General features: G+C 63.2%; 21 protein-coding genes and 1 pseudogene. 4 read left to right on the forward strand and 18 right to left on the reverse strand.

Annotated features, from left to right (window positions below):
• Window positions 1–172: 172 nt before the first annotated feature.
• Entirely contained in the window at window positions 173–2,539 is a 2,367-nt protein-coding gene (locus KMZ29_RS19375; RefSeq protein WP_215620728.1) for a thiamine pyrophosphate-binding protein, read from the reverse strand.
• 138 nt (window positions 2,540–2,677) lie between these two features.
• Here KMZ29_RS19375 and KMZ29_RS19380 point away from each other — a divergent pair, with 138 nt between their 5' ends.
• Window positions 2,678–3,139 (forward strand): Lrp/AsnC family transcriptional regulator, encoded by a 462-nt coding sequence (locus KMZ29_RS19380; protein ID WP_215620729.1) that lies wholly within the window; start codon window positions 2,678–2,680, stop codon window positions 3,137–3,139.
• Between the two features lie 261 nt (window positions 3,140–3,400).
• Here the strand turns inward: KMZ29_RS19380 and KMZ29_RS19385 are convergent, their stop codons facing one another.
• From KMZ29_RS19385 to KMZ29_RS19425, 9 genes and pseudogenes are all read right to left on the reverse strand, one after another.
• Window positions 3,401–4,099: a class I SAM-dependent methyltransferase gene (locus tag KMZ29_RS19385; protein ID WP_215620730.1), complete on the reverse strand. Its 699-nt coding sequence runs from the start codon at window positions 4,097–4,099 to the stop codon at window positions 3,401–3,403.
• A 43-nt stretch (window positions 4,100–4,142) separates the two neighbouring features.
• On the reverse strand, window positions 4,143–4,730 hold the full coding sequence (locus tag KMZ29_RS19390; protein WP_369810035.1) for a zinc-binding dehydrogenase: 588 nt from the start codon (window positions 4,728–4,730) through the stop codon (window positions 4,143–4,145).
• 61 nt (window positions 4,731–4,791) lie between these two features.
• Window positions 4,792–5,313 (reverse strand): annotated as a pseudogene (locus KMZ29_RS27025) (hypothetical protein); the annotation flags it as partial.
• Between the two features lie 188 nt (window positions 5,314–5,501).
• Window positions 5,502–6,449 (reverse strand): DMT family transporter, encoded by a 948-nt coding sequence (locus tag KMZ29_RS19400; protein WP_249779963.1) that lies wholly within the window; start codon window positions 6,447–6,449, stop codon window positions 5,502–5,504.
• A 353-nt stretch (window positions 6,450–6,802) separates the two neighbouring features.
• Window positions 6,803–7,642, reverse strand: a complete 840-nt coding sequence (locus KMZ29_RS19405) for an aldo/keto reductase (RefSeq protein WP_215620732.1) — start codon at window positions 7,640–7,642, stop codon at window positions 6,803–6,805.
• Window positions 7,643–7,739: 97 nt separating this feature from the next.
• Window positions 7,740–8,078, reverse strand: coding sequence for an SDR family NAD(P)-dependent oxidoreductase (locus KMZ29_RS27030; protein ID WP_215620733.1), 339 nt, complete (start codon window positions 8,076–8,078; stop codon window positions 7,740–7,742).
• The gene (locus KMZ29_RS19415) at window positions 7,963–8,454 is read right to left on the reverse strand and encodes an SDR family NAD(P)-dependent oxidoreductase (RefSeq protein ID WP_215620734.1); all 492 of its coding nucleotides are present in this window, start codon (window positions 8,452–8,454) and stop codon (window positions 7,963–7,965) included. Before KMZ29_RS19415 ends, KMZ29_RS27030 begins: the two co-directional genes overlap by 116 nt.
• 44 nt (window positions 8,455–8,498) lie before the next feature.
• Window positions 8,499–9,149: a glutathione S-transferase family protein gene (locus KMZ29_RS19420; RefSeq protein WP_215620735.1), complete on the reverse strand. Its 651-nt coding sequence runs from the start codon at window positions 9,147–9,149 to the stop codon at window positions 8,499–8,501.
• A gap of 21 nt (window positions 9,150–9,170) precedes the next feature.
• A complete protein-coding gene (locus KMZ29_RS19425) occupies window positions 9,171–9,575 on the reverse strand; it encodes an MAPEG family protein (RefSeq protein ID WP_215620736.1) in 405 nt (134 codons plus the stop codon).
• Window positions 9,576–9,648: 73 nt separating this feature from the next.
• On the opposite strand from KMZ29_RS19425, the gene KMZ29_RS19430 reads away from it, so the two are divergent.
• The gene (locus tag KMZ29_RS19430) at window positions 9,649–10,728 is read left to right on the forward strand and encodes an AraC family transcriptional regulator (protein ID WP_215620737.1); all 1,080 of its coding nucleotides are present in this window, start codon (window positions 9,649–9,651) and stop codon (window positions 10,726–10,728) included.
• Between the two features lie 99 nt (window positions 10,729–10,827).
• On the opposite strand, the gene KMZ29_RS19435 is transcribed toward KMZ29_RS19430, so the two are convergent.
• From KMZ29_RS19435 to urtA, 8 genes are all read right to left on the reverse strand, one after another.
• The gene (locus KMZ29_RS19435; RefSeq protein ID WP_215620738.1) at window positions 10,828–11,868 is read right to left on the reverse strand and encodes an aliphatic amidase; all 1,041 of its coding nucleotides are present in this window, start codon (window positions 11,866–11,868) and stop codon (window positions 10,828–10,830) included.
• A 39-nt stretch (window positions 11,869–11,907) separates the two neighbouring features.
• On the reverse strand, window positions 11,908–12,246 hold the full coding sequence (locus tag KMZ29_RS19440) for an FmdB family zinc ribbon protein (RefSeq protein WP_215620739.1): 339 nt from the start codon (window positions 12,244–12,246) through the stop codon (window positions 11,908–11,910).
• Window positions 12,247–12,336: 90 nt separating this feature from the next.
• Window positions 12,337–13,566, reverse strand: a complete 1,230-nt coding sequence (gene fmdA / locus KMZ29_RS19445; RefSeq protein WP_215615430.1) for a formamidase — start codon at window positions 13,564–13,566, stop codon at window positions 12,337–12,339.
• Between the two features lie 32 nt (window positions 13,567–13,598).
• Complete coding sequence (gene urtE / locus KMZ29_RS19450) at window positions 13,599–14,288, reverse strand: urea ABC transporter ATP-binding subunit UrtE (protein WP_215620740.1); 690 nt, start codon at window positions 14,286–14,288, stop codon at window positions 13,599–13,601.
• Between the two features lie 24 nt (window positions 14,289–14,312).
• Window positions 14,313–15,068 carry an urea ABC transporter ATP-binding protein UrtD gene (gene urtD, locus KMZ29_RS19455; RefSeq protein WP_215620741.1) on the reverse strand — a complete coding sequence of 252 codons (756 nt, stop codon included), beginning with the start codon at window positions 15,066–15,068 and terminating at the stop codon, window positions 14,313–14,315.
• Window positions 15,069–15,078: 10 nt separating this feature from the next.
• Window positions 15,079–16,233, reverse strand: a complete 1,155-nt coding sequence (urtC, locus tag KMZ29_RS19460; protein ID WP_215620742.1) for an urea ABC transporter permease subunit UrtC — start codon at window positions 16,231–16,233, stop codon at window positions 15,079–15,081.
• A 20-nt stretch (window positions 16,234–16,253) separates the two neighbouring features.
• On the reverse strand, window positions 16,254–17,180 hold the full coding sequence (gene urtB / locus KMZ29_RS19465; protein WP_215620743.1) for an urea ABC transporter permease subunit UrtB: 927 nt from the start codon (window positions 17,178–17,180) through the stop codon (window positions 16,254–16,256).
• A 124-nt stretch (window positions 17,181–17,304) separates the two neighbouring features.
• The gene (gene urtA, locus KMZ29_RS19470) at window positions 17,305–18,564 is read right to left on the reverse strand and encodes an urea ABC transporter substrate-binding protein (protein ID WP_215620744.1); all 1,260 of its coding nucleotides are present in this window, start codon (window positions 18,562–18,564) and stop codon (window positions 17,305–17,307) included.
• A 165-nt stretch (window positions 18,565–18,729) separates the two neighbouring features.
• On the opposite strand from urtA, the gene KMZ29_RS19475 reads away from it, so the two are divergent.
• A complete protein-coding gene (locus KMZ29_RS19475) occupies window positions 18,730–22,101 on the forward strand; it encodes a hybrid sensor histidine kinase/response regulator (RefSeq protein WP_215620745.1) in 3,372 nt (1,123 codons plus the stop codon).
• A complete protein-coding gene (locus tag KMZ29_RS19480; RefSeq protein ID WP_215620746.1) occupies window positions 22,091–23,014 on the forward strand; it encodes a response regulator transcription factor in 924 nt (307 codons plus the stop codon). The genes KMZ29_RS19475 and KMZ29_RS19480 overlap by 11 nt, the downstream gene beginning before the upstream one ends.
• Window positions 23,015–23,027 lie beyond the last annotated feature (13 nt).

The following is a 23,027-nucleotide window of genomic DNA, read 5'->3' on the forward strand; positions in this document are numbered from 1 at the left end:
GCAAGGCGACGATCAATATTTAGACGTCGTCCCGGCCAAGCGAGCGAAGCGAGCGCGAGCCGGGATCCATAGCCACCGGCGGCAATTGGTGGGCAAACGGTCAGCCACCGTCCAAAGCAACAACCGCCGCGGAGTATGGGCCCCGGCGTTCGCCGGGGCGACGGCTTCAAAACTACACCGCCATCTTGCGATGCCGGACCGGCGCGCCCGAGGTGAGGCTTTCCGCCGCATCGATGATGGCGTTGGCGTCGATGCCGTGATGGCGATAGAGGTCGCCGATGTTGCCGGTCTGGCCGAACTGCTCGACGCCCAGCGCCTCGACCCGGTGGCCGCGCACGCTGCCGAGCCAGCCGAGCGCCGCCGGATGGCCGTCGATCACGGTGACGATGCCGCAATCGCGCGGCAGCGGCGCCAGCAATTGTTCGACATGGCTGAGATACTGCATGCCACGGCGGTCGCGGCGCAGTTGCCGCGCCGCGGTCCAGCCGGCATGCAGCCGGTCCGCCGAAGTAACCGCGAGCAGGCCGACGTCCCTTCGGCTCTCGCCTGATAGCCCGACCGCCTCGATCGCCTCCGGCGCCACAGCGCCGGTATAGGCGATCACCACTTCACAGTTCTCGCCGGGCTTGCGCAGCCAATAGGCGCCGTCGGTGATGCCCTTCTGCAGGTCGGGCGTCATGATCCGCTGCGGCTGCTCCAGCGTGCGGGTCGAAAGCCGCAAATACACCGAACCTCCCTCGCCGCCTTCGCGCTGCATGTGCCGGAACCCCCAGCCCATGATCACGGAGAGTTCATCGACAAAGGCCGGCTCGAACGCGGCCAGGCCATCCTGCGCCATGCCGATCAGGGGCGTCGCGATCGACTGATGCGCGCCGCCCTCCGGCGCCAGCGTAATGCCCGACGGCGTCGCCGCCACCATGAAGCGCGCGTCCTGGTAGCAGGCGTAGTTCAAGGCATCGAGGCCGCGCTGGATGAAGGGATCATACAGCGTTGCAACCGGCAGCAGCCGCTCGCCGTTGATCTGATGCGACAATCCCAGCGCCGACATCAGGATGAACAGGTTCATCTCGGCGATGCCGAGTTCGATATGCTGCCCCTTGGGCGAAAACTCCCAGTTGAAGGTCGAAGGAATCTTCTCGCTGCGGAACAGGTCGGCCTTCTCGGCGCGCGCGAACAGTCCGCGCCGGTTGACCCAGGCGCCGAGATTGGTCGACACCGTGACGTCGGGCGACGCGGTGACGATGCGCGAGGCGAGTTCGCTGTCGCCGCGCGCCAGTTCGTTGAGCACCAGCCCAAAGCCCTGCTGCGTCGACATCACAGGAGACGGTTTGAACGAAAGCCGCTCGGGTACGTCGATCGCAGGCGCGGTCAGCCGGCGGCGGCCGTCGCGGTTGAACGGCGCCTCCGCCAGAAATGCTTCCAGCATCGCCGGTTGTTGCGAAAGCCCCTCGAACTTCTCCCATTCATGGCCGGGCCGGATGTTCTGCGCCGCGCGCCACTTCTCCATCTGCGCGACCGTCATCAGCCCGGCATGGTTGTCCTTGTGGCCCTGGAACGGCAGGCCGATGCCCTTGATGGTGTAGGCGATGAAGCAGACCGGGCGATCGTGATCGATCGCCTCGAAAGCCTCGACCATGCTGACCATGTCGTGTCCGCCGAGGTTGGACATCAGCGCCAGCAGCTCGTCGTCGCTGCGCCGCCCGATCAATTGCGACACCGCACCCTGATCGCCGATCTCGTCCTCGAGATGCTTGCGGAACGCCGCGCCGCCCTGAAAACACAGCGCCGCATACATCGCGTTCGGGCAGGCGTCGATCCAGCGCTTCAGCGCCTCGCCGCCGGGCTCAGCGAACGCCGCCTGCATCAGCCTTCCATATTTCACGATCACGACGTCCCAGCCGAAATTACGGAACATGGATTCGAATTTCTCCCACAGCCCTTCGCGCACGACGGCATCGAGGCTCTGTCGGTTATAATCGACCACCCACCAGGTGTTGCGCAGCCCGTGCTTCCAGCCCTCGAGCAGCGCCTCGAAGATGTTGCCCTCATCCATCTCGGCGTCGCCGACCAGCGCAATCATCCGCCCCTCGGGCCGGTCCTTCATCCAGCCATGCGCCTTGACGTAATCCTGCACCAGCGAGGAGAACAGCGTCTGCGCCACGCCGAGGCCGACTGATCCCGTGGAAAAATCCACATCGTCGGTGTCCTTGGTGCGGGACGGATAGGACTGTGCGCCCTTGAAACCGCGGAAATTTTCCAGCTTGCCGCGGGTCTGCCTGCCGAACAGATACTGGATGGCGTGGAACACCGGGCTCGCATGCGGCTTCACCGCGACGCGATCCTCCGGCTTCAGCACCGAGAAATACAGCGCCGACATGATGGTGGCGAGCGAGGCCGAGGAGGCCTGATGGCCGCCGACTTTCAGGCCGTCGGCGTTGGGCCTGACGTGATTGGCGTGATGGATGGTCCACGACGACAGCCACAGCACCTTGCGAGCCAGCGCGGACAGCAATTCGAGACGTGTGGGTTCGATCGGCATGGCGGTATTCCCCGCACAGTGAATTCTCCGGGAATGTTAACGCCTCGGCCGCCGGCAGAAATCTCAAATTCTCGCGACATACCCGGCATTTTTGGGATATAATTCCAATCTGACACCCTCTAGACCGAGTTTATCCCAATGCACACGCTGGATGCCATCGACCGCAAGATCCTCGCCATTCTGCAGACCGACAGCCGCACCACCATGCAGGAACTCGCCGACAAGGTCGGCCTGTCGGTGTCGCCGTGCCATCGCCGGGTCAAGCTCCTGGAAGAGCGCGGCGTCATCACCCGCTATATCGCGACCGTCGACCAGAAATCGCTCGGCCTGCATGTCAGCGTCTTCATCTCGATCAAGCTGGCGCGGCAGAAGGAGGAAGACCTCAACCGGTTTGCGAAAGCGATCTCGAAATGGGACGAGGTGCTGGAGTGCTATTTGATGACCGGCAACCGCGACTATCTGCTCCGCGTCGTCGCCGCCGATCTGTCGTCCTATGAGGCGTTCCTGAAGAACAAGCTCACGCGCCTCGACGGCATCGCCTCGATCGAATCGAGTTTTGCGCTCAGCCAGGTGAAGTATTCGATCGCGCTGCCGGTGTGAGGAGGCATGGCGGTGCGGCTTCTTCCTTCCCTTCTCCCCTGTGGGAGAAGGGGGCGCGGACCAGAGTGGTCACCAATGCCGACCGGAAGGCGGACGCGCCGGGCCGTTCTGCGGCGTTGCTGCCAGCATCCTGCCGGCGGCTCCTTGTTACTTTGCATGGGGTCGTTTTCGATATTTTGGTGGGAGGCGGGAACCGCGTCCGGCCTGCGGCCGGGAAGCGTGGCTGGCCGGGCCATAGCTCGCGCGGCAAAGCCAACCGTTTCACCTTCCGATCTCCGCCAGCCGCCACGCGCCAAGGCTCTTGTCGCGCCAGCCGCCGCCCGCCTCCGTGCAATTTTCGTTGAGCAATTCAACCGGCGGCCCCCAATCGAACGGCGCTCGCTCGAAATTCAGCGCGCGCCAGTCGCCGTCCTCGCAATCGGCGTTGGTCTGCCATTGCGGGAACGTGGTCGCAATCAGCCACACCGCGCCGGAGCGGCGGAAGTTCGCGACCGCGCGCGCGATGTTGGCAAAGGACAGATGCACGAGGCAGTCGCGGCACAGGATGGCGTCGCAGCGGGGCAGCGCATCGGCGGTGATATCGGCGAGATGGTATTCGCCCTCGATCTCGGCTGCGGCGGCGCGGGCCTGCAGGCGCTCGATCTGCGCGGGCACGATGTCGATCCCCAGATAGCGCACGCCGAGATCGGCGTGTTTGATCCAGCCGGCATCGCCGCAGGGCGCATCGAGCAGCGAGGCCACGCCGAGTCTTTCGAGAAGCCGCGGCAGTTCGGCGCGCAGCACCGAGGTTGCGTCCAATTCCGAGCCCAGCCCGGACCTGGACGCCGCCGCGCCCCACAGATTAGTATCGTGGATACGCCGGAAGCGCTGCGCCAGATCGAGGCCGGCGAAGGAGTCCTTCGCCGCAACGAAGCGCTGATGCGCGAGCACGGGCGGACGATCGGAATCATCAGAGGCCATGGCGCATCATAGCGCTGCCGCCTCGCCCTGAGGAGCCGACAATCTACCGCCACGGCTCGACGATGATCTTGGTGTGCCGCTCCGGATTGGCGAGGTCGGCGAACGCCTGTGCGACGCCGTCGATGCCGACGGTCGCGGTCACCAGCGACGCGGCGTCGACCTCGCCTTCCGCGATCAGGCGCAGCGAATGGGCGAATTCATCCGGCGTGTAGCCCAGCACATATTGAACGTTGAGTTCCTTCATGATCCCGAGCATCGGCTCGGAGCGGTCGGTTTCCATGCAGACGCCGACCACCACGATGCGGGCGTCGCGCGGCGCGCCTTCGAACACCTGCTGGATCAGACCGGGAATGCCGACGCATTCGAAGATCAGCGCAGGCTTAAGCGCCGGCAGCAATGCCTGCAGCGGCGGCCGCCTGGCCTTTTCCTCCGGCGACATCGCGGCGTGCTCGGCCCAGGTCGCGTAGGGCTGCGAGCGCGCGGGATCGACGACGATGTCGGCGCCGAGCTTCTCGGCCAGTGCGCGGCGCGCCGGCGAATAGTCGGCGGCGACGATCGGGTGCAACCCTCTCAGCTTCAGCGCCGCGATGACCGCGAGCCCCACCGGGCCGCAGCCGATCACCAGCGGCACCTCGTCGCCACGGATATTTGTTGTTGGTCACCTGCAGCGTGCCGCCCGAGATGATGGTGCCGCCCGAATAGGTGTTGATGCCCGACAGCGTCAGCAGGCTGTTACCGAGCTGCTGCACCTGAACGCCGGCGACCGTTTCCCCGATATTGTTCGAGATCGAGATCGCCTGACCGGCATTGGCATTGTTGATGATGCCGCCGGTGGGCCCTGCCAGGCTGAAATCAACGTCCGCGCCATTGATGACATAGGATTGCGCGGCGGCATTGAAGGTCCAGGCGTCAGGCGCAACAGGGCCGGCCGTCACGGTGACGGCAATCGAACCCACGGAATCGAAAATGGCCGATTGGCCTCCGATGACCGGCGGCGCGCCGGTGGGCGGATTGGCCCAGTTAGTGCCGAGATTGTAGTCCGTCGTGGCGGTCGAACTACCGGTGCCGCCCCAGATGAAACCCTGGGCCTGCGCAGCCGACAGCGGCGGCAGGATCGCAGCCGCCAGCGCCGCTCCATAGCGTAGCGCAGACACGCAACCGCGCGGCCGGTCTTGCACCAGCAATTGCAAGAGAAAACGCAACGCCAACCCCACAGCCCTGTGTCCAGCGCTCTGCGGCGCCGCCCGGATCCGGCTAGCATGCAAATGTCCCGTAATTTTACGGATCGTTCCGAATCCCTTGATTCGTCACCTAAAAAGGAGGTTTTCCGGGGCCACTGTTGCACACGCGCAACGCTTACGGTCCGGCCGGCCCACGCACGCGGTAGTGCGTCAGCGATCAATCAGGCGTTGGGAGACGGCTCGCCCGGCATCGCCAGAAGCTGCGACCGCCGCACCCGCTCGCGGTGTGCGGTGTAGAGCCCGCTGCCGACGATGAAGGCAGCGCCGACCACGGTCCAGATGTCAGGCACTTCGCCGAACACCAGGAAGCCGAGGATGCTGACCCACAGCAATTGTGTATAGGAAAACGGCGCCAGCACCGAGGCGTCGGCGTAGCGGAACGCCAGCACCACGATCCACTGCCCCGCCGTCGAGGCCACGCCGATGAAAATCCCGAACATAATATCGTGCCAGCTCGGGGTGACCCATACGAACGGCACCAGCAGCGTGAGAATGCAGACGCCTGCGATCGACGAATAGGTCATGGTGGTGAGGACGTGCTCCCGACCGGCCATCATCCGCGTCATGATCAGGGTGCAGGCCCAGGCCAGCGCCGAGACGATCGGAAAAAACGCGGCGGGATGAAACGCCGATGTGCCCGGCCGCAGGATGATCAGCACGCCGACCAAGCCGACCGCGGTCGCGATCCAGCGCCGCACGCCGACCTTCTCGCTGAGAAAGACGATCGACAGCGCAGTGACGAACAGCGGCGCGACGAAACCGGTGGCGGAGGCTTCCGCAATGGGCAGGAACCGCAGGCCGGAGATGAAGAACAGCGACGACCCCAGCAGCGCGGCGCCGCGCAGCAGTTGCAGACCGAGCCGGCCGGTGCGTAGCGCGAATAGCGGCGAGCCCGGCAGCATCGCCGGCGACATGATCAGCGCGAACGTCAGGAACCGGATCCAGGCGATCTCGATCGACGGCAGCGTCGCCGACAGATATTTCGCGGTCACATCCGAGGCGCCGAGAAATACCGTCGAGGCGAGGATCAGCGCGATGCCCTTGAAGGGATGATCGGCGCGCGCCGGCGCCTTGCGCGCGGCCGGCTTCTTTTCTTCGGGCAACGGCAATGATGCGCTGTCCAGCCTGGCGGCTGCGGCGGGTGGCGGGGTCACGATGAAACTCGGCGTGAAATTATCGAATCGGGCGAGTGATCAAAAAACGACAATTGGCCTCAAACGACAAGGTCCGAAAACAGGCAGCCGATATGCGCGATTGCACGCGGCGGCCCGACGCAGCCCCGGCGCGGCTGTTGCCGTCGCCGGCGCGGCCGTTGCCGTCGCCGCCATTGCTTTGCCTCATCCGCGGGATGAGCGCACTTGCCTCACCCTGGAGATGAACGCACTTGCGCGTGTCTCGAAGGATGGCCGCGGGCCTCATGGTTCGAGCCGGCGCAGAGCGCCTCCTCGCCATGCGGGATGCCCTACAGCATCGGCAGGCCGCGCGGCTTCGGCCCGCGCGGAAAGGCCTTGTCGAGCGCGGCGATGTCGCCGTCGCTGAGCTCGAGCTTGCCCGCCCCGGCGTTGTCGGCGGCGTGCTCAGGCGTTCCGGCTTTGGGAATCGCAAACACCGACGGCCGCCGCGTCAGGAACGCCAGCGCGACCTGGCGCGGTGATGCGCCATGTGCATCCGCGATCGTCTGCAGCAGCTCGCCCGCCCGGCTGCGCGGCGACGGGAAATCGTTGTGACCGAACGGCGAATACGCCACCACCGCGACGCCGTGCTGCTCGCACCACGGGATCACCGCGTGCTCGATGGCGCGCTCCTGCAGATGATAGAGCACCTGGTTGCAGGCGATCTTTCCCCTGCCGGCGACTGCGAGCAGCTCATTGAGGTCGTCGGTGTCGAAATTGCTGACGCCCCAGGAGCGGATCTTGCCGGCGCGCGTCAGTTCGTCGAATGCCGCGACGGTCTCATCGAGCGGATACGCGCCGCGCCAATGCAGCAGGTAGCAATCGAGCCGGTCGGTCTTCAGCCGCGCCAGCGAACGCTCGCATGCGGTGATGGTGCCGCGCCTTGAAGCGTTGCTCGGCAGAACCTTCGAGACCAGGAAGACCTCGTCGCGCCGTCCGGCAATCGCTTCGGCGACGACGGGTTCGGCTTCGCCATACATCTCGGCGGTGTCGATGTGAGTCATGCCGAGATCGAGACCATGGCGCAGGGCGGCGACCGCCCGTTTGCGATCGCCTTGGTCGATATACCAGGTGCCCTGCCCTATGACGGGCACCTCAGGGCCGGTGCCGCCAAATTTTTCCGTTCGCAAGATTGCCTCGATCGCCGCTCATGCCCCTCACATCGAGACCTTAGCCGAACCGCCGATCAATGTCCCGAGGGCAGATTTGTTCGAACCGGTCAAGGCTTCACCAGGCCTCGCCGAATGGCCTGGCTTCGAGCTCAAAGCTCCACGCCGAGCGACGCTGACGCGTCAGCATCATCGCAATATCGGAAATGTCGTCCGGCTTGACGAAAAAACTGTCGGGCTTGTCACTGAAGCGAGCGCGCATCAGCGGCTCGTCGACAATTCCGTCGATGACGATGACCGAGACATGCACACCCAGCGGACCATAGGCACGCGCGAGTGATTCAGCGAGTACGCGCTGGCCGGCTTTCGCCGAAGCAAACGCCGCAGCGCGCGCGGCGCCACGCCGCGAGGCCGTAGCTCCAATGAAGATGATGCTGCCCGAGGCGGAGGATATCATCCGCCGGAATGACGGCGCGGGCTGCAAGAAAGGCTCCAAACCCGTTGACCCGCCAGCATTCCTCGAAATCTTCCGGCGAGACATCCGCGGCGGCGCCCCAAACGCCTTTCCCAGCGTTGTAGACCAGGACATCGACCGCGCCGAGTTCGCGGGCCACGCGCGCGAACGTCTCCTGCACGGCGGCGGCGTCGGTCACGTCGCACGGATAGCTCCGTGCCCCCGGCAACTCGGCCGCAAGAGGCTCCGTCAGCGCGGTCGTTCGCGCCAGCATGGCCACCGCATAGCCTTCGGACGCAAAGCGACGAGCCAATGCCGCTCCGTTTCCAGGCCCGACGCCGACAATGGCGCACACAGGCAATCGGTCGCGTGCGTTCACGGGGACACTCCGTTCAGCCATGGGCGGCCTCGCATGGAATTCGGTCACGATTGCCGCCAATGCGGTGGAATCGTTGTGCCGAAATAGGGAAGCCCTTCCATGCGGGACATCCAGTCACGGAGGCCTGCGGGCATCGCCGATCCGACGTCGCTCGCCGGCTGCATCGCGCGGATGCGGCGCAGGATCGCCATCACGGGATAAAGTGTGAAATCAGCAGCGCATGGTTCCGCTCCCGCGGCGAAGGGCCCGACGATGGCTAACTCCATCGCCGCAAGTTCGGACACGAGCGCAGATTTTGCTTCCGCGACTACATCCGCATCAGGCTGGCCGCGCCGCATCAAGAGTTCGACGACCAACCTGCGGACATGCGGGTAGACATAGTTGTCCGACTCGGCGGCGATGCGGCGCGCGATGGCGCGCGCCTTCACATCATGGGGCCACAATGCAGCTCCCGATCTGGAGTACCGGTCTTCAAGATACTCGACGATCGCCGAAGACTCGGCCAGGACGAACCCGTCATCGACAATGACCGGCACCCTTCCGCGCGGATTGATCTGCTTGAACGCCGGCGATCGGAGGTTTCCCGCATCGGCTGAAAGAAGCTTGAGGCCATAAGCCAGATCCTTGCTTTCCAGCGAAAGCCAGACCTTCCACGAGAACGGCGAACCGGACAGGCAGTAGAATGTAAGCGCCATGATACCGAACCCAACTCTCGCCTACGTTACGCCAATGATCCGTGCGAACAGGATCAGCTGGCAGGCGAACCCGATCACGAAGGCAATAGTCCTGAGAAGCGGTATGCCGAAGGTGTAAATGAGTGCGTGGGCAATTCGCGCGATGAAGAATATCAACGCGGCCTTGGCGGTCAGCGGCGACCCTGACTCCAGCACATGGACGATGATGGCCAGCGGCGCGAAGACGATGAGGTTTTCGATCGCGTTGCGGTGAGCGCTCGCGGCGCGGTACGCCCAGTCAGCGTGAGGACGAACATCCGGCTGCGGATTGGTAAGGGCCTTCCAGGGCCCCATCTCGACAAGCCGGTTGAGGATGATCGGCACCCAGATGATCCCCGTGAAGGCGGCCGTCAGGGCGGTGTAGTAGAGTTCGGGTGTGATCTTCATGGTCGTTCCTTCTCAAAGGACGGCGGAGCCTCGCCTCGAGGCGGCGCAAGCGATCGCGACGCCTGAGCTCACAATGAGTGCCAACATCAGTTGCATCAATGTCAGTCCCGACCATTTTCATTGCAGATACGATCATTCCGCCCTATCGTCCGAAACGATGCTTTCACCCGTAACTTCGCCTTTCGAGGACGCCCTGGCCGCCTTGCGGATTTCGGGAAGCGTGTTGCTGCATGAATGCTATCGGCCGCCCTGGGCAATCGAGGTCCCGGACGAAAGGCAGTTGCAGAAGCTGCTCGGCGCAAAGTCCGACGTCCGTGTCTTGCCGTTCCATCTCGTCCGTCACGGCTCCTTCGTCCTGCATCACGACGGTCTTGAGCCCATCGACATCGAAACCAATGATGTTGTCATCTGCACGGGCGGCAAGCGGCATCGCATGGCGTTCGGCGCGACGTCGGAAGCGGTTTCGCTGGCGGACATCCTGAGCAGCCAGGCCAACCAGCGCGAGGTCGCGTCAGTCGCCAGAGACAAGAGAACCACCGAGTTGATCTGCGGCGTATTCCTGCTGAGGAGCGTGCCGCTCAATCCGATGCTGGCCGCACTTCCGCCGGTCCTGAAACTACGGACGGCGGGCGACGATGTTTCGCCTTTACTCATGCGCGTCGCGGAAAGCCTGGGAGAGGAATTGGCGCTGGGGCACCGCAGCAGCTTCATGGCACTGCGCCTTCTGGAAGTATTTTGCGCGGCCGCCATCAGCGAGCACCGACGTGCCGAAGGGCAGCATATGCCCGGATGGTTCAAGGCGCTCGACGACCCGAAGATCGGCAGCGCGATGGCCCGGATACACCAGAACCCGGGGGCGCCATGGACTGTGGCATTGCTTGCGGAGGCCGTCGCGATGTCGCCATCGCGCTTTGCCGCGCGGTTCCGGGAGACCACCAGGCAGAGCGCGATGGCTTACGTCACGCGCTGGCGGATGAGCGTCGCCTGTCGGCTGCTGCGGGAAACGGAACTCGCGCTTCCCGAGATTGCCGCGGAGATCGGCTATCAAGATACCGCCGCCTTCAGCCGCGCATTCAAGGCGCTCGTCGGCCAAAGTCCCTCACCATGGCGGCAGGAGACACGTCTGAGATCAAACACCTTTCCTGCCGCGTAGCCACGGCATCGGCGCCGAATGTGCCGCAGGGCGCGCGGCCGGCGAGCGCCGGCAATTCAAGACCGCCGGCAAGCCGAAAACCGACTCGCGCTCAATGGCTTAGAAATTGGTCGCTGACTTCTCATTCGGGATGCCGTCGATCGGGCATTCGTCAGTCCCTGCGGTCGGGCGGGTCATCGCCTCGACCATTTCGCGCGTGCCATCCGGATCGGCGATCCACTTCTTGTAGAAATCGTAGGGGCAGGCCGCGACGCCGCGCGCGCTTTCGCCGGAATTGATCATGCCGGTATAGCCGCGATGGACCAGTTTGTAGAGATGGTTCTGCGACTGGCCGTTGCGGCGGAAATCGCGGATCAGATTCTTCGACAGCTGGGCATACTGGATGCCGTATTCCTCCTCGCCGGTCTCGCCCAGGGTACGGCCGTCGAAGCCGATGATCGCGGAGTGGCCGAAGTAGGAATAGACGCCGTCAAAGCCGGCTGCATTGGCGACCGCGACATAGACATTGTTGGCCCAGGCCATCGCCTTGGAAATCAGGACCTGCTGTTCCTTGGCCGGATACATGTAGCCCTGGCAGCGCACGATAAGCTCGGCGCCCTTCATGGCACAGTCACGCCAGATTTCCGGAAAGTTGCCGTCGTCGCAGATGATCAGGCTGACCTTCAGGCCTTTCGGACCTTCGGAAACATAGGTGCAATTGCCGGGATACCAGCCTTCGATCGGCACCCACGGCATGATCTTGCGGTATTTCTGAACGATCTCGCCCCTGTCGTTCATCAGGATCAGGGTGTTGTAAGGCGCCTTGTGCGGATGCTCCTCGTGGCGTTCGCCGGTGAGCGAGAACACGCCCCAGACCTTGGCCTTGCGGCAGGCTTCGGCGAAGACGTCGGTCTCGGGACCCGGGACCTGCGAGGCGGTCTCGTACATCTCTTTCGAGTCGTACATGATGCCGTGGGTCGAGTATTCCGGGAAGATCACCAGATCCATGCCCGGCAGGCCGGTCTTCATGCCCACCACCATGTCGGCGATCTTGCGGGCGTTGTCGAGCACCTCGGCCCTGGTGTGCAGGCGCGGCATCTTGTAGTTGACGACGGCTACGCCGACCGTGTCGTTGCTGCTGGAAATGTCACCGTGAAGCATGGGGATGGCCTTCTGTTTTTGGTTTGAGTTTGCCGTCGATCAGTGGCTGATCATCCAGGGACGCGCGGTCGGAAAGCTTTTCGCGCCGCTCCGGGTCTGTTTCACCAGCCGCGACGGCTTGGTCGAACAGCAGCCGCAGCCCGGGCCGTGCGAGGCCTTGTATTCGCCGACGGTCTTCGGCGCGTTGCGGCTGCGCTCGTTGGTGGCGTGGGCCTTGCGCTTGTCGGAGGGCATGCAGAAGAAATTCGGCGCCGTCAGGATGACGCGCGGCGAAGAGCTTTCGCAGTGCGGACAATCCTGCGGCGCGTCGCATTCGGCCATCGGCCGCAGGTCGGTGAACGGGCCGCAATCGTCGCAGAGATATTCATATACAGGCATCGCATTCCCTCGCGCGTTTCAGCAGGAATTCCGCGGCGGCGGATGCGGGGCGGCAGAAACTTGGCCGTCCCGCACCCCGTCGCGCAGGGATCATTTGTCCGGTGACAGCGGCATCTGGATGTCGCCCTTGATGTGCTTGATCGGCCCCGCCGCCGACGGCATGACGTCGAAGTCGAAGATCTCCGTCGGCAGCCACAGCGTCGCGCAGGCATTGGGCACGTCGACCACGCCGGAGATGTGGCCCTGGCACGGCGCGGTGCCCAGGATGGAATAGGCCTGCGCGCCGGAATAGCCGAACTTCTTGAGGTACTCGATCGCGTTCAGGCAGGCCTGCCGGTAGGCGATGTGGACGTCGAGGTAATGCTGCTTGCCAGCCTCGTCGACCGAAATGCCCTCGAAGATCAGGTAGTCCTTGTAGTTCGGCGTCACCGGCGACGGCTTGAACACGGGGTTCTTGATGCCGTATTTCGAGACGCCATCCTTGATGACGTCGACCTTGATGTGCAGCCAGCCCGCCATCTCGATGGCGCCGCAGAAGGTGATCTCGCCGTCGCCCTGGCTGAAATGCAGATCGCCCATCGAGAGCCCGCCGCCGGGCACATAGACCGGGAAGTAGACCTTCGATCCGCGCGACAGGTCCTTGATGTCGCAGTTGCCGCCATGCTCGCGAGGCGGCACCGTGCGTGCGCCTTCCGCCGCCGCCTTCGCCTTGGCATCGCCTTTCAGCCGGCCCATATGCGCGGTCGGGCCGAACGGCGGATTGGCCAGTCCCGGCACGCGGGTCGGATTGGTCGCAATCAGCGCGGTCTCGCGCTCGTTCCACGTCGCCAGCAATTTCGGATCGGGCAGACAGCCGATCAGGCCGGGATGGATGAGCCCTGCGAAATTCACGCCGGGAACGTGCCGGGATGAGGTGTACATGCCCTTGAAGTCCCAGATCGACTTCTGCGCCAGCGGAAAATGATCGGTCAGGAAGCCGCCGCCGTTCTGCTTCGAGAAGAAGCCGTTGAACCCCCACAGGCTTTCCTTCATCGGGCCGACGTCGAGCAAGTCGACCACCAGGAGATCGCCGGGCTCGGCGCCCTTGACCCCGATCGGCCCGGACAGGAAGTGCACGATCGACAGATCGATGTCGCGCACGTCGTCGGCGGAATCGTTGTTCTTGATGAAGCCACCGGTCCAGTCGTAGGTCTCGACGATGAAATCGTCGCCCGGATTGACCCATGCCACCATCGGGACGTCGGGATGCCAGCGATTATGGATCATGTCGTTGTCGTAGGCCGACTGCGTAAGATCGACCTTGATCAGTGTCTCTGGCATCAGAAGCTCTCCTGGTTACAAGTCTTGCGTGGTTAGACTGACAAAAATTTTGCGATCTGCCCGGCATCGATGCCGTCGCGCGCCTCATCGCGGACGATCTCGCCGTTCTCGATGACGAGCACGCGATCGGCGACGTCGAGCGCGAAGCTCAACACCTGCTCGGAGACGATGATCGAAAGGCCGCGGGTGTCACGAATCCGCTTCAGGGTGCGAGCCATCTCCTTGATGATCGACGGCTGTATGCCCTCGGTCGGTTCGTCCAGCAGCAACACCTTGGGTTTGGTTGCCAGCGCCCGCGCGATCGCGAGCTGCTGCTGCTGGCCGCCGGACAGATTCCCGCCGCGGCGATCTTTCATTTCCAGCAGCACCGGGAACAGCTCATAGAGGTCGCCCGGCACCTCTTTTTCGCCGGAGGCAACGAGGCCGGTCTCGATGTTTTCCTTGACCGTCATGGCCGAAAAGATCATGCGGCCCTGCGGTACATAGGCCAGTCCCTTCGCAACGCGCTCATAGCTTTTCAGCTTGCTGAGTTCGGAGCCTTCCATGTTCACCGAGCCGCTCCTGGTCGGCACGATGCCCATCAACGACTTCATCAGCGTGGTCTTGCCCATGCCGTTGCGGCCCATGATCGCGACGATCTCGTTGGGCGCCACCGAGACGTTGAGGCCGTGCAGCACTTCACTCTGGCCGTAGGCGACATGCAGATCGGAGATAGCCAGCATCAAAATGCTCCTTAGTCTTGCGCGCTAGTGCCCGAGATAGACTTCGATGACCTTGGGATCGTTCTTGACGTGCTCCATCGTGCCTTCCGACAGGATCTGGCCCTGATGCAGCACCGTGACCTTGTGAGCGATGTCCTCGACGAACTTCATGTCGTGCTCGATCACCAGCACCGAGCGGTCCTTGATGATACGGTTGAGCAGTTCCGCGGTCTTGACGCGCTCGCTGACGCTCATTCCGGCCACCGGCTCGTCCAGCATCAGCAGTTCGGGATCCTGAATCAGCAACATGCCGATCTCCAGCCATTGTTTCTGGCCGTGGCTGAGCAGCTCGGCGCTCATGTGGAGGCGGTCCTTCAGGAAGATCAGTTCGGCGACCTCCTCGACCCGGTCGCGCACGACGGCGTCGCGCGTGAAGGTCAGCGCGCCGAACACGGTGCGACCGCGTGGATAGGAAATCTCCAGGTTTTCGAGCACCGTGAGGTCGTCATAGATCGACGGCGTCTGGAACTTGCGCCCCACTCCAGCCTGAACGATCTGGTTCTCCTTCATCCTCGTCAGTTCCTGGTTGCGGAACTGGATCGAGCCGGAGGTCGCCTTGGTCTTTCCGCAGATCAGGTCGAGCACGGTGGTCTTGCCGGCGCCGTTGGGGCCGATGATGACGCGGATCTCGTTTTCATCGACATAGAACGACAGGTTGTTGACCGCCTTGAAGCCGTCGAATGAAACCGTCAGCCCCTCGACCGAGAGCAGGAATTCCTTTGGCTGGTGACCTATCAACATGGCTGTCTCCTCACTCGGCCGGCGCGCCGTCGGCGACTGAATTGCCGTTCCAGCCCGCCGCCGCTCCGGACGCGGACTTGCGTGACGGAATCAGCCGGTTCAGCTGCGGCTGGATGTAGTCGCCCCAGATCCCGGCCAGACCGTTCGGGAAAGCGAGAACCACGGCGATGAACAGGCCGCCGAGCCCAAACAGCCACAATTCGGGAAAGGATTCCGACAGGCTGGTCTTGGCGAAATTGACCAGCAGCGTGCCGTAAATCGCGCCCAGGATGGAAAGTCGGCCGCCGACCGCCGTATAGATCACCATTTCGATCGAGGGCACGATGCCGACGAAGGATGGCGACATGAAACCCACGTTGAGCGCGAACATCGCGCCGCCGATCGCGGAGAATATCGCGGCGATGCAGAAGGCGAAGATCTTGAAATTCGCAACGCTGTAGCCGGAGAATCTGACGCGATCCTCCTTCTCACGCATTGCGACCAGGATGCGTCCGAGCTTGGAGTGGCGGATAGACTGCGCAATGAAGATACAACCGAACAGGCACGCCACTTCGAAGAAATAGAGTACGATCTTGGCGTGATCCGGCCGGATGTCCCAACCCTTCAGGGTCCGCAGGTCGGTCATCCCGTTGATGCCGCCGGTGTAGCCCTGCTGGCCGACGATCAGAATGGTGAGAATTGCCGCGACCGCCTGGGTGATGATGGCAAAGTAGGTGCCGCCGACGCGGCGCTTGAACATCGCCGCACCTATGATGAATGCGAAGAATGCCGGCACCAGAATAACGGCAGCAACAGTGAAGGTGAGGCTGTGGAACGGCTGCCAGAACAACGGCAGCTGCGTGATCTGATTCCAGTCCATGAAATCGGGGATGCCGGGCGTGGACTGGATCTTGGTGTTCTCGGGACTGGAAGCCTCCAGCTTGAGGAACATCGCCATGCAGTAGCCGCCAAGCCCGAAGAACACGCCCTGCCCGAGACTCAGGATGCCGCCATAGCCCCAGCAGATGACCAGCCCCAGCGCCACGAAGGCGTAAGTCAGATATTTGGCAACCAGATTGAGACGGAATACGTCGAGGCCGAGCGGCAGAACTACCACCAGGAGGACCGCGAGCAGGAGAATGCCGAGGAGTTCCGATCGATTAGCAAAGCGCGGATTGTCGGTCATGGCTTCAGCCCCTTATTTGCCTATTTGCGAACCTTGAGAGCGAAGAGACCTTGCGGCCGCAGCATCAGAATTCCGACAACGGCGAGCAATGTGAGAACCTTGGCCATCGAGCCGGACATGAAGAATTCCAGGGTCGACTGCGTCTGCGAGATCGAGAAGGCCGAGGCGATAGTGCCGAGCAGACTCGCCGCACCGCCGAACACCACGACCAGGAACGTATCGACGATGTAGAGCTGGCCGGAGGTCGGGCCTGTCGAGCCAATCATGGTGAAGGCACTGCCCGCGACCCCGGCGATGCCACAGCCAAGCGCGAAGGTGTAGCGATCGACTTTTTCGGTGTTGATGCCGACCGCGCCGGCCATCACGCGATTTTGCACCACGGCGCGGACCTGGCGGCCCCAGCGCGACTTGTACATGATCCAGGCCACGCAGACCGTGATCAGCACGGTGAGGCACATCACGAAGATGCCGTTGATCGGGACCTCGATGCTTTCGGTGACGCGCAGCGAACCCAGCATCCATTGCGGCAGTTCGACGCCGACTTCCCGCGCACCGAAAATCGAGCGATAGGCCTGCTGCAGCATCAGGCTGAGGCCCCAGGTCGCCAGCAGCGTATCCAGCGGGCGCTTGTACAGATGGCGGATCAGCGCCCATTCGACCAGCATACCGAGCGAGCCGGAGGCGACGAAGGCCAGCGCCATCGCGATAAAGAAGTATCCGGAAAACAGCGACGGCAAGTAGTGCTGAAAAGCGCTGGAGGTGAGCCAGGTGACATAGGCGCCGAGGATCATGAACTCGCCATGGGCCATGTTGATGACGCCCATCTGGCCGAAGATGATCGCAAGCCCAAGCGCCATCAGCACGTAGACGGAAAACAGGATCAGGCCCGCGAAGCCCTGCATGACGAAAATGGAGCCCAAATCACCAATCGAGTAGTCGCCGAACATCGATGTTTCTCCGTCGGGGAAGTCCCGCGTCGCGAGCAGGTTCGCGACGCGGGGGTGTTGGGCGCGGATTGACGGTCCACGCCAGGGAGAGGCTTGGGAAAGCGCAGGATTTGTGCGCGAGCCCTTACTGATAGCCCTTGGGGAACGGATCCGGCTGGATCAGGTCGGCGGTCTCGAACACCACCTCGAATTGCCCGTCCAGCTTGGCTTTGCCCACGCGGGTCTTCGACCACAGATGGTGGTTTTCGTGGATCCGGACATAGCCTTCCGGCGCACCCTTGAACTCGATGCCGGGCGAAGCCGCCGCAACCTTGTCGACGTCGAAGGAACCCGCCTTCTCGACGGTGGCCTTCCACAGCCACGGGCCGAGATAGGCGGCCTGCGTCACGTCGCCGATCACCGTCTTCTCGCCCCACATCTTCTTGAACGCGGCAACAAACTTTTCGTTGTTCTCGTTCTTCAGCGACTGGAAGTACTTCATGCAGGCGTAGGCGCCGGCAATGTTCTCGCCGCCGATGCCGTCGATCTCGTCCTCGGTGACCGAGATGGTCAGAAGGGTCTGCTTCGACAGGTCGATGCCGGCCGCCTTGAGCTGCTTGTAGAACGCGACGTTGGATCCGCCGACGACGTCGGTGAAGATCACGTCGGGCTTGGTCAGCTTGATCTTGTTGATCACCGAGTTGAACTGGGTATTGCCGAGCGGGTAATATTCTTCACCAACGACTTTGCCCTTCAGCACGTTCTCGACATGCTTGCGCGCGATCTTGTTCGACGTGCGCGGCCAGATGTAGTCCGAGCCGATGAAGAAGAACGATTTCGCGCCCTTCTCCTTGGCGATCCAGTTCAGGCCGGCGAGGATCTGCTGCGTCGCTTCCTGGCCGGTGTAGATCACGTTCTTGGACTGCTCGAGGCCTTCGTAGAAGGTCGGGTAGTACAACATGCCGTTGTACTGCTCCATCACCGGCAGCACCGCCTTGCGCGACGCCGAGGTCCAGCAGCCCATGATCGAGGCCACCTTGTCGTTAACCAGCAACTTCTTGGCCTTCTCCGCGAAAGTCGGCCAGTCAGAGGCGCCGTCTTCCTGAATGATCTTTATCTTGCGGCCAAGCACACCACCCATGGCGTTGATCTGCTCGATGGCGAGCTTTTCGGCCTGGATCGAGCCAGTTTCGGAGATCGCCATCGTGCCGGTGGCCGAATGCAGGATACCGACCGTAACTTCGGTATCGGTGACGGCCAGTCCCGTCGTGTTGACGGCCGAAGTCGCCGGCCCGGCGCCGAATGATACCCGCGGCAGCAGCGCCATGGCTGGCAGAGCTGCCGCTCCCATCAGCAGTTTGCGGCGAAGCGGAGACTGCAGGCCCCGTTTGATCTCGTCTGACATGAGCACCCCATTTTTGTTTGAGAACGCGCTTTTTGGTCAGGCGAGGATTGCTGAATTTGTGCGGTGCACAGATACGCAAGATCGCGTATATTGCACCGCAAAATAGCGACGTAGGTTTTGGACCGGGCCTTGCATGTGCACGGGCTTCGGGTCAGGAGTGCAGAAGTGGCAGGGCGGCAGCGGATAGACCGCGTCAGGCGCCAATATAATCAGTGGGTTGCCAACCAGACGCTGGAAGACTACGCGCTGCGCTTCACGGCCAAGAGCGCGCGGCGCTGGTCCGCCGCCCGGGTCGCCAATACTGCGCTGGGCGCGATCTCGTTCCTGGCGCTGGAAGCGATCGGCGGCACCATCACCCTCAATTACGGCGTCACCAACGCCACCGCCGCGATTCTGGTGGTCAGCGTCATCATCTTCTGCTGCGGCCTGCCGATCGCCTACCACGCCGCCAAATGCGGCATCGACATCGACCTGCTGACGCGCGGCGCCGGCTTCGGTTACATCGGCTCGACCATCACCTCGCTGATCTACGCCTCCTTCACCTTCATCTTCTTCGCGATCGAAGCCGTCATCCTCGCCACCGCGCTCGAGCTTTGTCTCGGAATCCCGCGGCCCATCGGTTATCTCATCAGTGCGATCGTCATCATCCCCCTGGTCACGCACGGCATCACGCTGATCAGCCGCTTCCAGCTGTGGACGCAGCCGGTCTGGTTCGTGCTCAATATCCTGCCGTTCGCCGCCATCGCTTTTGCCAGCCGGCACTCCTTCGTTGAGTGGACCAAATTCCCGGGCGAGCACGGCGATCCCAACGGCCACCTCGACCTGCTGTTGTTTGGAACCGCGGCCTCGGTCGTGTTCTCGCTGATCGCGCAGATCGGCGAGCAGGTTGACTTCCTGCGCTTCCTGCCGCGCGACCGGCGAAGTTCCAGGACATCGTGGTGGATCGCGATGCTCAGCGCCGGTCCCGGTTGGATCGTCGTCGGAGCCATCAAATTGCTGGCGGGATCGTTCCTCGCCTTTTTCGCACTCAGTCACGGCGTATCGGCCGAACATGCCGCTGAACCGGCGCACATGTATCTCGAGGCCTTTCATTACGTGCTGTCGCAGCCGGACCTCGCGCTGGCCCTGACCGGAACGTTCGTGGTGCTGGCGCAGATCAAGATCAACGTCACCAACGCCTATGCCGGTTCGATCGCCTGGTCGAATTTCTTTTCCCGCCTCACCCACAGCCATCCCGGCCGCGTGGTCTGGCTGGTGTTCAACGTGCTGGTCGCGCTGCTCTTGATGGAGATCGGCGTCTACAAGGCGCTGGAGCAGACGCTGGCGCTGTACTCCAACGTCGCCATTGCCTGGGTCGGCGCGCTGGTCGCCGATCTCGTGGTCAACAAGCCGCTCGGCCTGCGGCCGCAGCAGATGGAGTTCAAGCGCGCGCATCTCTACGACATCAATCCGGTCGGCGTCGGCGCCATGAGCATCGCCACCATCGTCTCGATCAGCGCGTTCTACGGCCTGTTCGGACCGACGGCGAAAGCGCTGGCGTCGTTCGTCGCGCTGGCGGTTGCCTTCGTCACAGCTCCCCTGATCGCCTGGGCCACCGACGGCAGGTATTACATCGCGCGCAAGCCGAAGCGGAGCTGGCAGAACATCGAAGCGATCCAGTGCTGTATTTGCGAGCATACCTTCGAGCCGGAGGACATGGCCTCCTGCCCCGCCTATGCCGGCCCGATCTGCTCGCTGTGCTGTTCGCTCGACGCACGCTGCCATGATCTCTGCAAGCCGCATGCGCGGATCCAGGCACAGGTCTCGGAGACGCTGGGCAAGCTGCTGCCGCAGCCGATCTATGCCCGGATCAATTCGCAGCTCGGACACTATCTCGGCGTGTTCGCGGTTTCCGCCGGATTGGTCGGACTGACGCTCGCCCTGATCTATCTGCAGACCTCGGCGACGGTGCACGCCGACAATCTGCAGCTATCCGAGGTGCTGTGGAAAGTGTTCTTTGCGCTGACCATCATCATCGGCGTGGTCGCCTGGCTGTTCGTGCTGGCGCAGCAGAGCCGGCGCGCGGCGGAAGCCGAAACAAGGCGGCAGACCACGCTCTTGATCCAGGAGATCGACGCGCACAAGCGCACCGACGCCGAGCTGCAGCGCGCCAAGGAAGTCGCCGAATCGGCCAACCTTGCGAAAAGCCGCTATGTCGTCGGCCTCAGCCACGAACTGCGCTCGCCGCTGAATGCGATCTCCGGCTACGCCCAGTTGCTGGAACAGGATTCGAGCCTTTTGCCCAAGCCGCGCGATCAGGTACGGGTGGTCCGCCGCAGCGCCGATCACCTGTCCGGGCTGATCGACGGCATTCTCGACATCTCCAAGATCGAGGCCGGCCGGCTGTATCTGTCGCGGGACGAAGTTCGCCTCAGCGAATTTCTCGACCAGCTGGTCGGCATGTTCCGCCTGCAGGCCGCCGCCAAGGGCATCGACTTCGTGTTCAAGCGGCCGACGGTGCTGCCCTTCGTGGTGTTTGCCGACGAGAAGCGCCTGCGCCAGATTCTGATCAACCTGTTGTCGAACGCCATCAAGTTCACGCAAGTGGGCAGCGTGCAGTTCGTTGTGCATTACCGCAGCCCGGTCGCGGAGTTCGAAGTGATCGACACCGGCCCCGGCATCCAGGCTTCCGACCTCGATCGCATCTTTGCGCCGTTCGAGCGCGGCGCGCTCGGCGTTTCGCAGCCGCAGACCGGCACTGGCCTGGGCTTGACGATCAGCCGCTTGCTCGCGGGCGTGATGGGCGGCGACATCCGGGTCACGAGCACGGTCGGCAAGGGCTCTGCCTTCGGCGTCAAATTGCTGTTGTCGGAAGTCACCAACCCGACCCGGATCGCACCGGTCGACGCGCCGATCTTCGGCTATCACGGCCCGCGCAAGACCATCCTTATCACCGACGACGATCCGACCCAGCGCGATCTGTTGCGCGAGGTGCTGACGCCGCTCGGCTTCATCCTGCTGAGCGCGCCGGACGGACCCGCCTGTCTCACGCTCGCCCAGCATTGCCGGCCCGATCTGTTCCTGCTGGATATCTCAATGGCCGGCATGGACGGCTGGACGGTAGCGGAAACGCTGCGCGCCACCGGCCATCACCAGGCCCGCATCCTCATGGTTTCCGCCAGCGCGCTGGAGGCGCACGGCACGCCCTTGGCACAGCCGTTTCATGACGGCTATCTGATGAAGCCGATCGATATTCCAAAGCTGCTGGAATTGATCCGGCAGTTGCTCAAGATCGAATGGCAATATGAGACCGATCAGGTTCCGCTTTCCTGCTGGCAGCCGGACTCGGGATCGCGGCCGCCGCTGCGGCACATCGAGGAGCTCATCAGCCTCGGACAGATGGGCTACATCCGGGCCATTCAGGTCAAGCTCGCCGAAATCGGCGCCGACCACCCCGAGCATGCCGATTTCGTCACCCAGATGCGCGCGCTGATCGATCGCTTCGACCTCGATCAGTACATGGCCACATTGAAGACATTGCACAGCTATGACCACTGACCCCAGCAAACGCGACGTCGCGCTCGTCGTCGACGATTCCCCGGAAACGCTGCGGCTCCTGACCGACGCGCTCGACGGCGCCGGGATGACCGTGATGGTGGCGATGGACGGCGCTGCCGCGATGCGGATCGTCGATCAGATCACGCCGGACATCGTCCTGCTCGACGCCGTGATGCCCGGCATCGACGGTTTTGAAACCTGCCGGCGGCTGAAGCGCGACGCCGGCCTCGCCAACGTGCCGGTGATCTTCATGACCGGGCTCGCCGAAACCGAACACATCGTGCGCGGCCTGGAGGCCGGCGGCGTCGATTACGTGACCAAGCCGATCGTGATCGAGGAAATGCTCGCCCGGATCAGGGTTCACCTCGCCAACGCCAGGATGACGCAGAGCGCGCAGACCGCGCTCGACGTCTCCGGCCGATTCCTGATGGCGGTGAGCCGTCAGGGCAAGATCATGTGGGCGACGCCGCAGGCGCAGAAACTGCTGTCGGACAATCTCGGGGCCGGCGATGAACTGGAATTGCCGCAGCCGATGCTGCAGTGGCTCGATTCTGCGCAAAAGGGCAAAGCCGGGGCGAAGACCCCTGCGCTCGCCTCGTTCCCGAACAACGAGGCGCTGCGGCTGCAGTATATGGGCAAGCTCGGCCCCGATGAATTCCTGTTGCGCCTTGCCAAGGACAACGGCGCCGGCCTGCCGCAGGAATTCAGCAAGGATTTGGGCCTGACTACCCGGGAAGGCGAAGTGCTGTCGTGGCTCAGCAAGGGCAAGACCAACCGCGACATCGCGCAGATCCTGGGCCTGAGCCCGCGAACGGTCGACAAACATCTCGAGCAGATCTACTCGAAACTCGGCGTCGAGAACCGCACCGCGGCCGCCGCCATCGCCGTCAACGCGACGCACCGGAAATCGTGAGGGCCTGACAGGT

Origin of the sequence: Bradyrhizobium sediminis, from assembly GCF_018736085.1 — a bacterium.
Taxonomy (GTDB): Bacteria; Pseudomonadota; Alphaproteobacteria; order Rhizobiales; family Xanthobacteraceae; genus Bradyrhizobium; species Bradyrhizobium sediminis.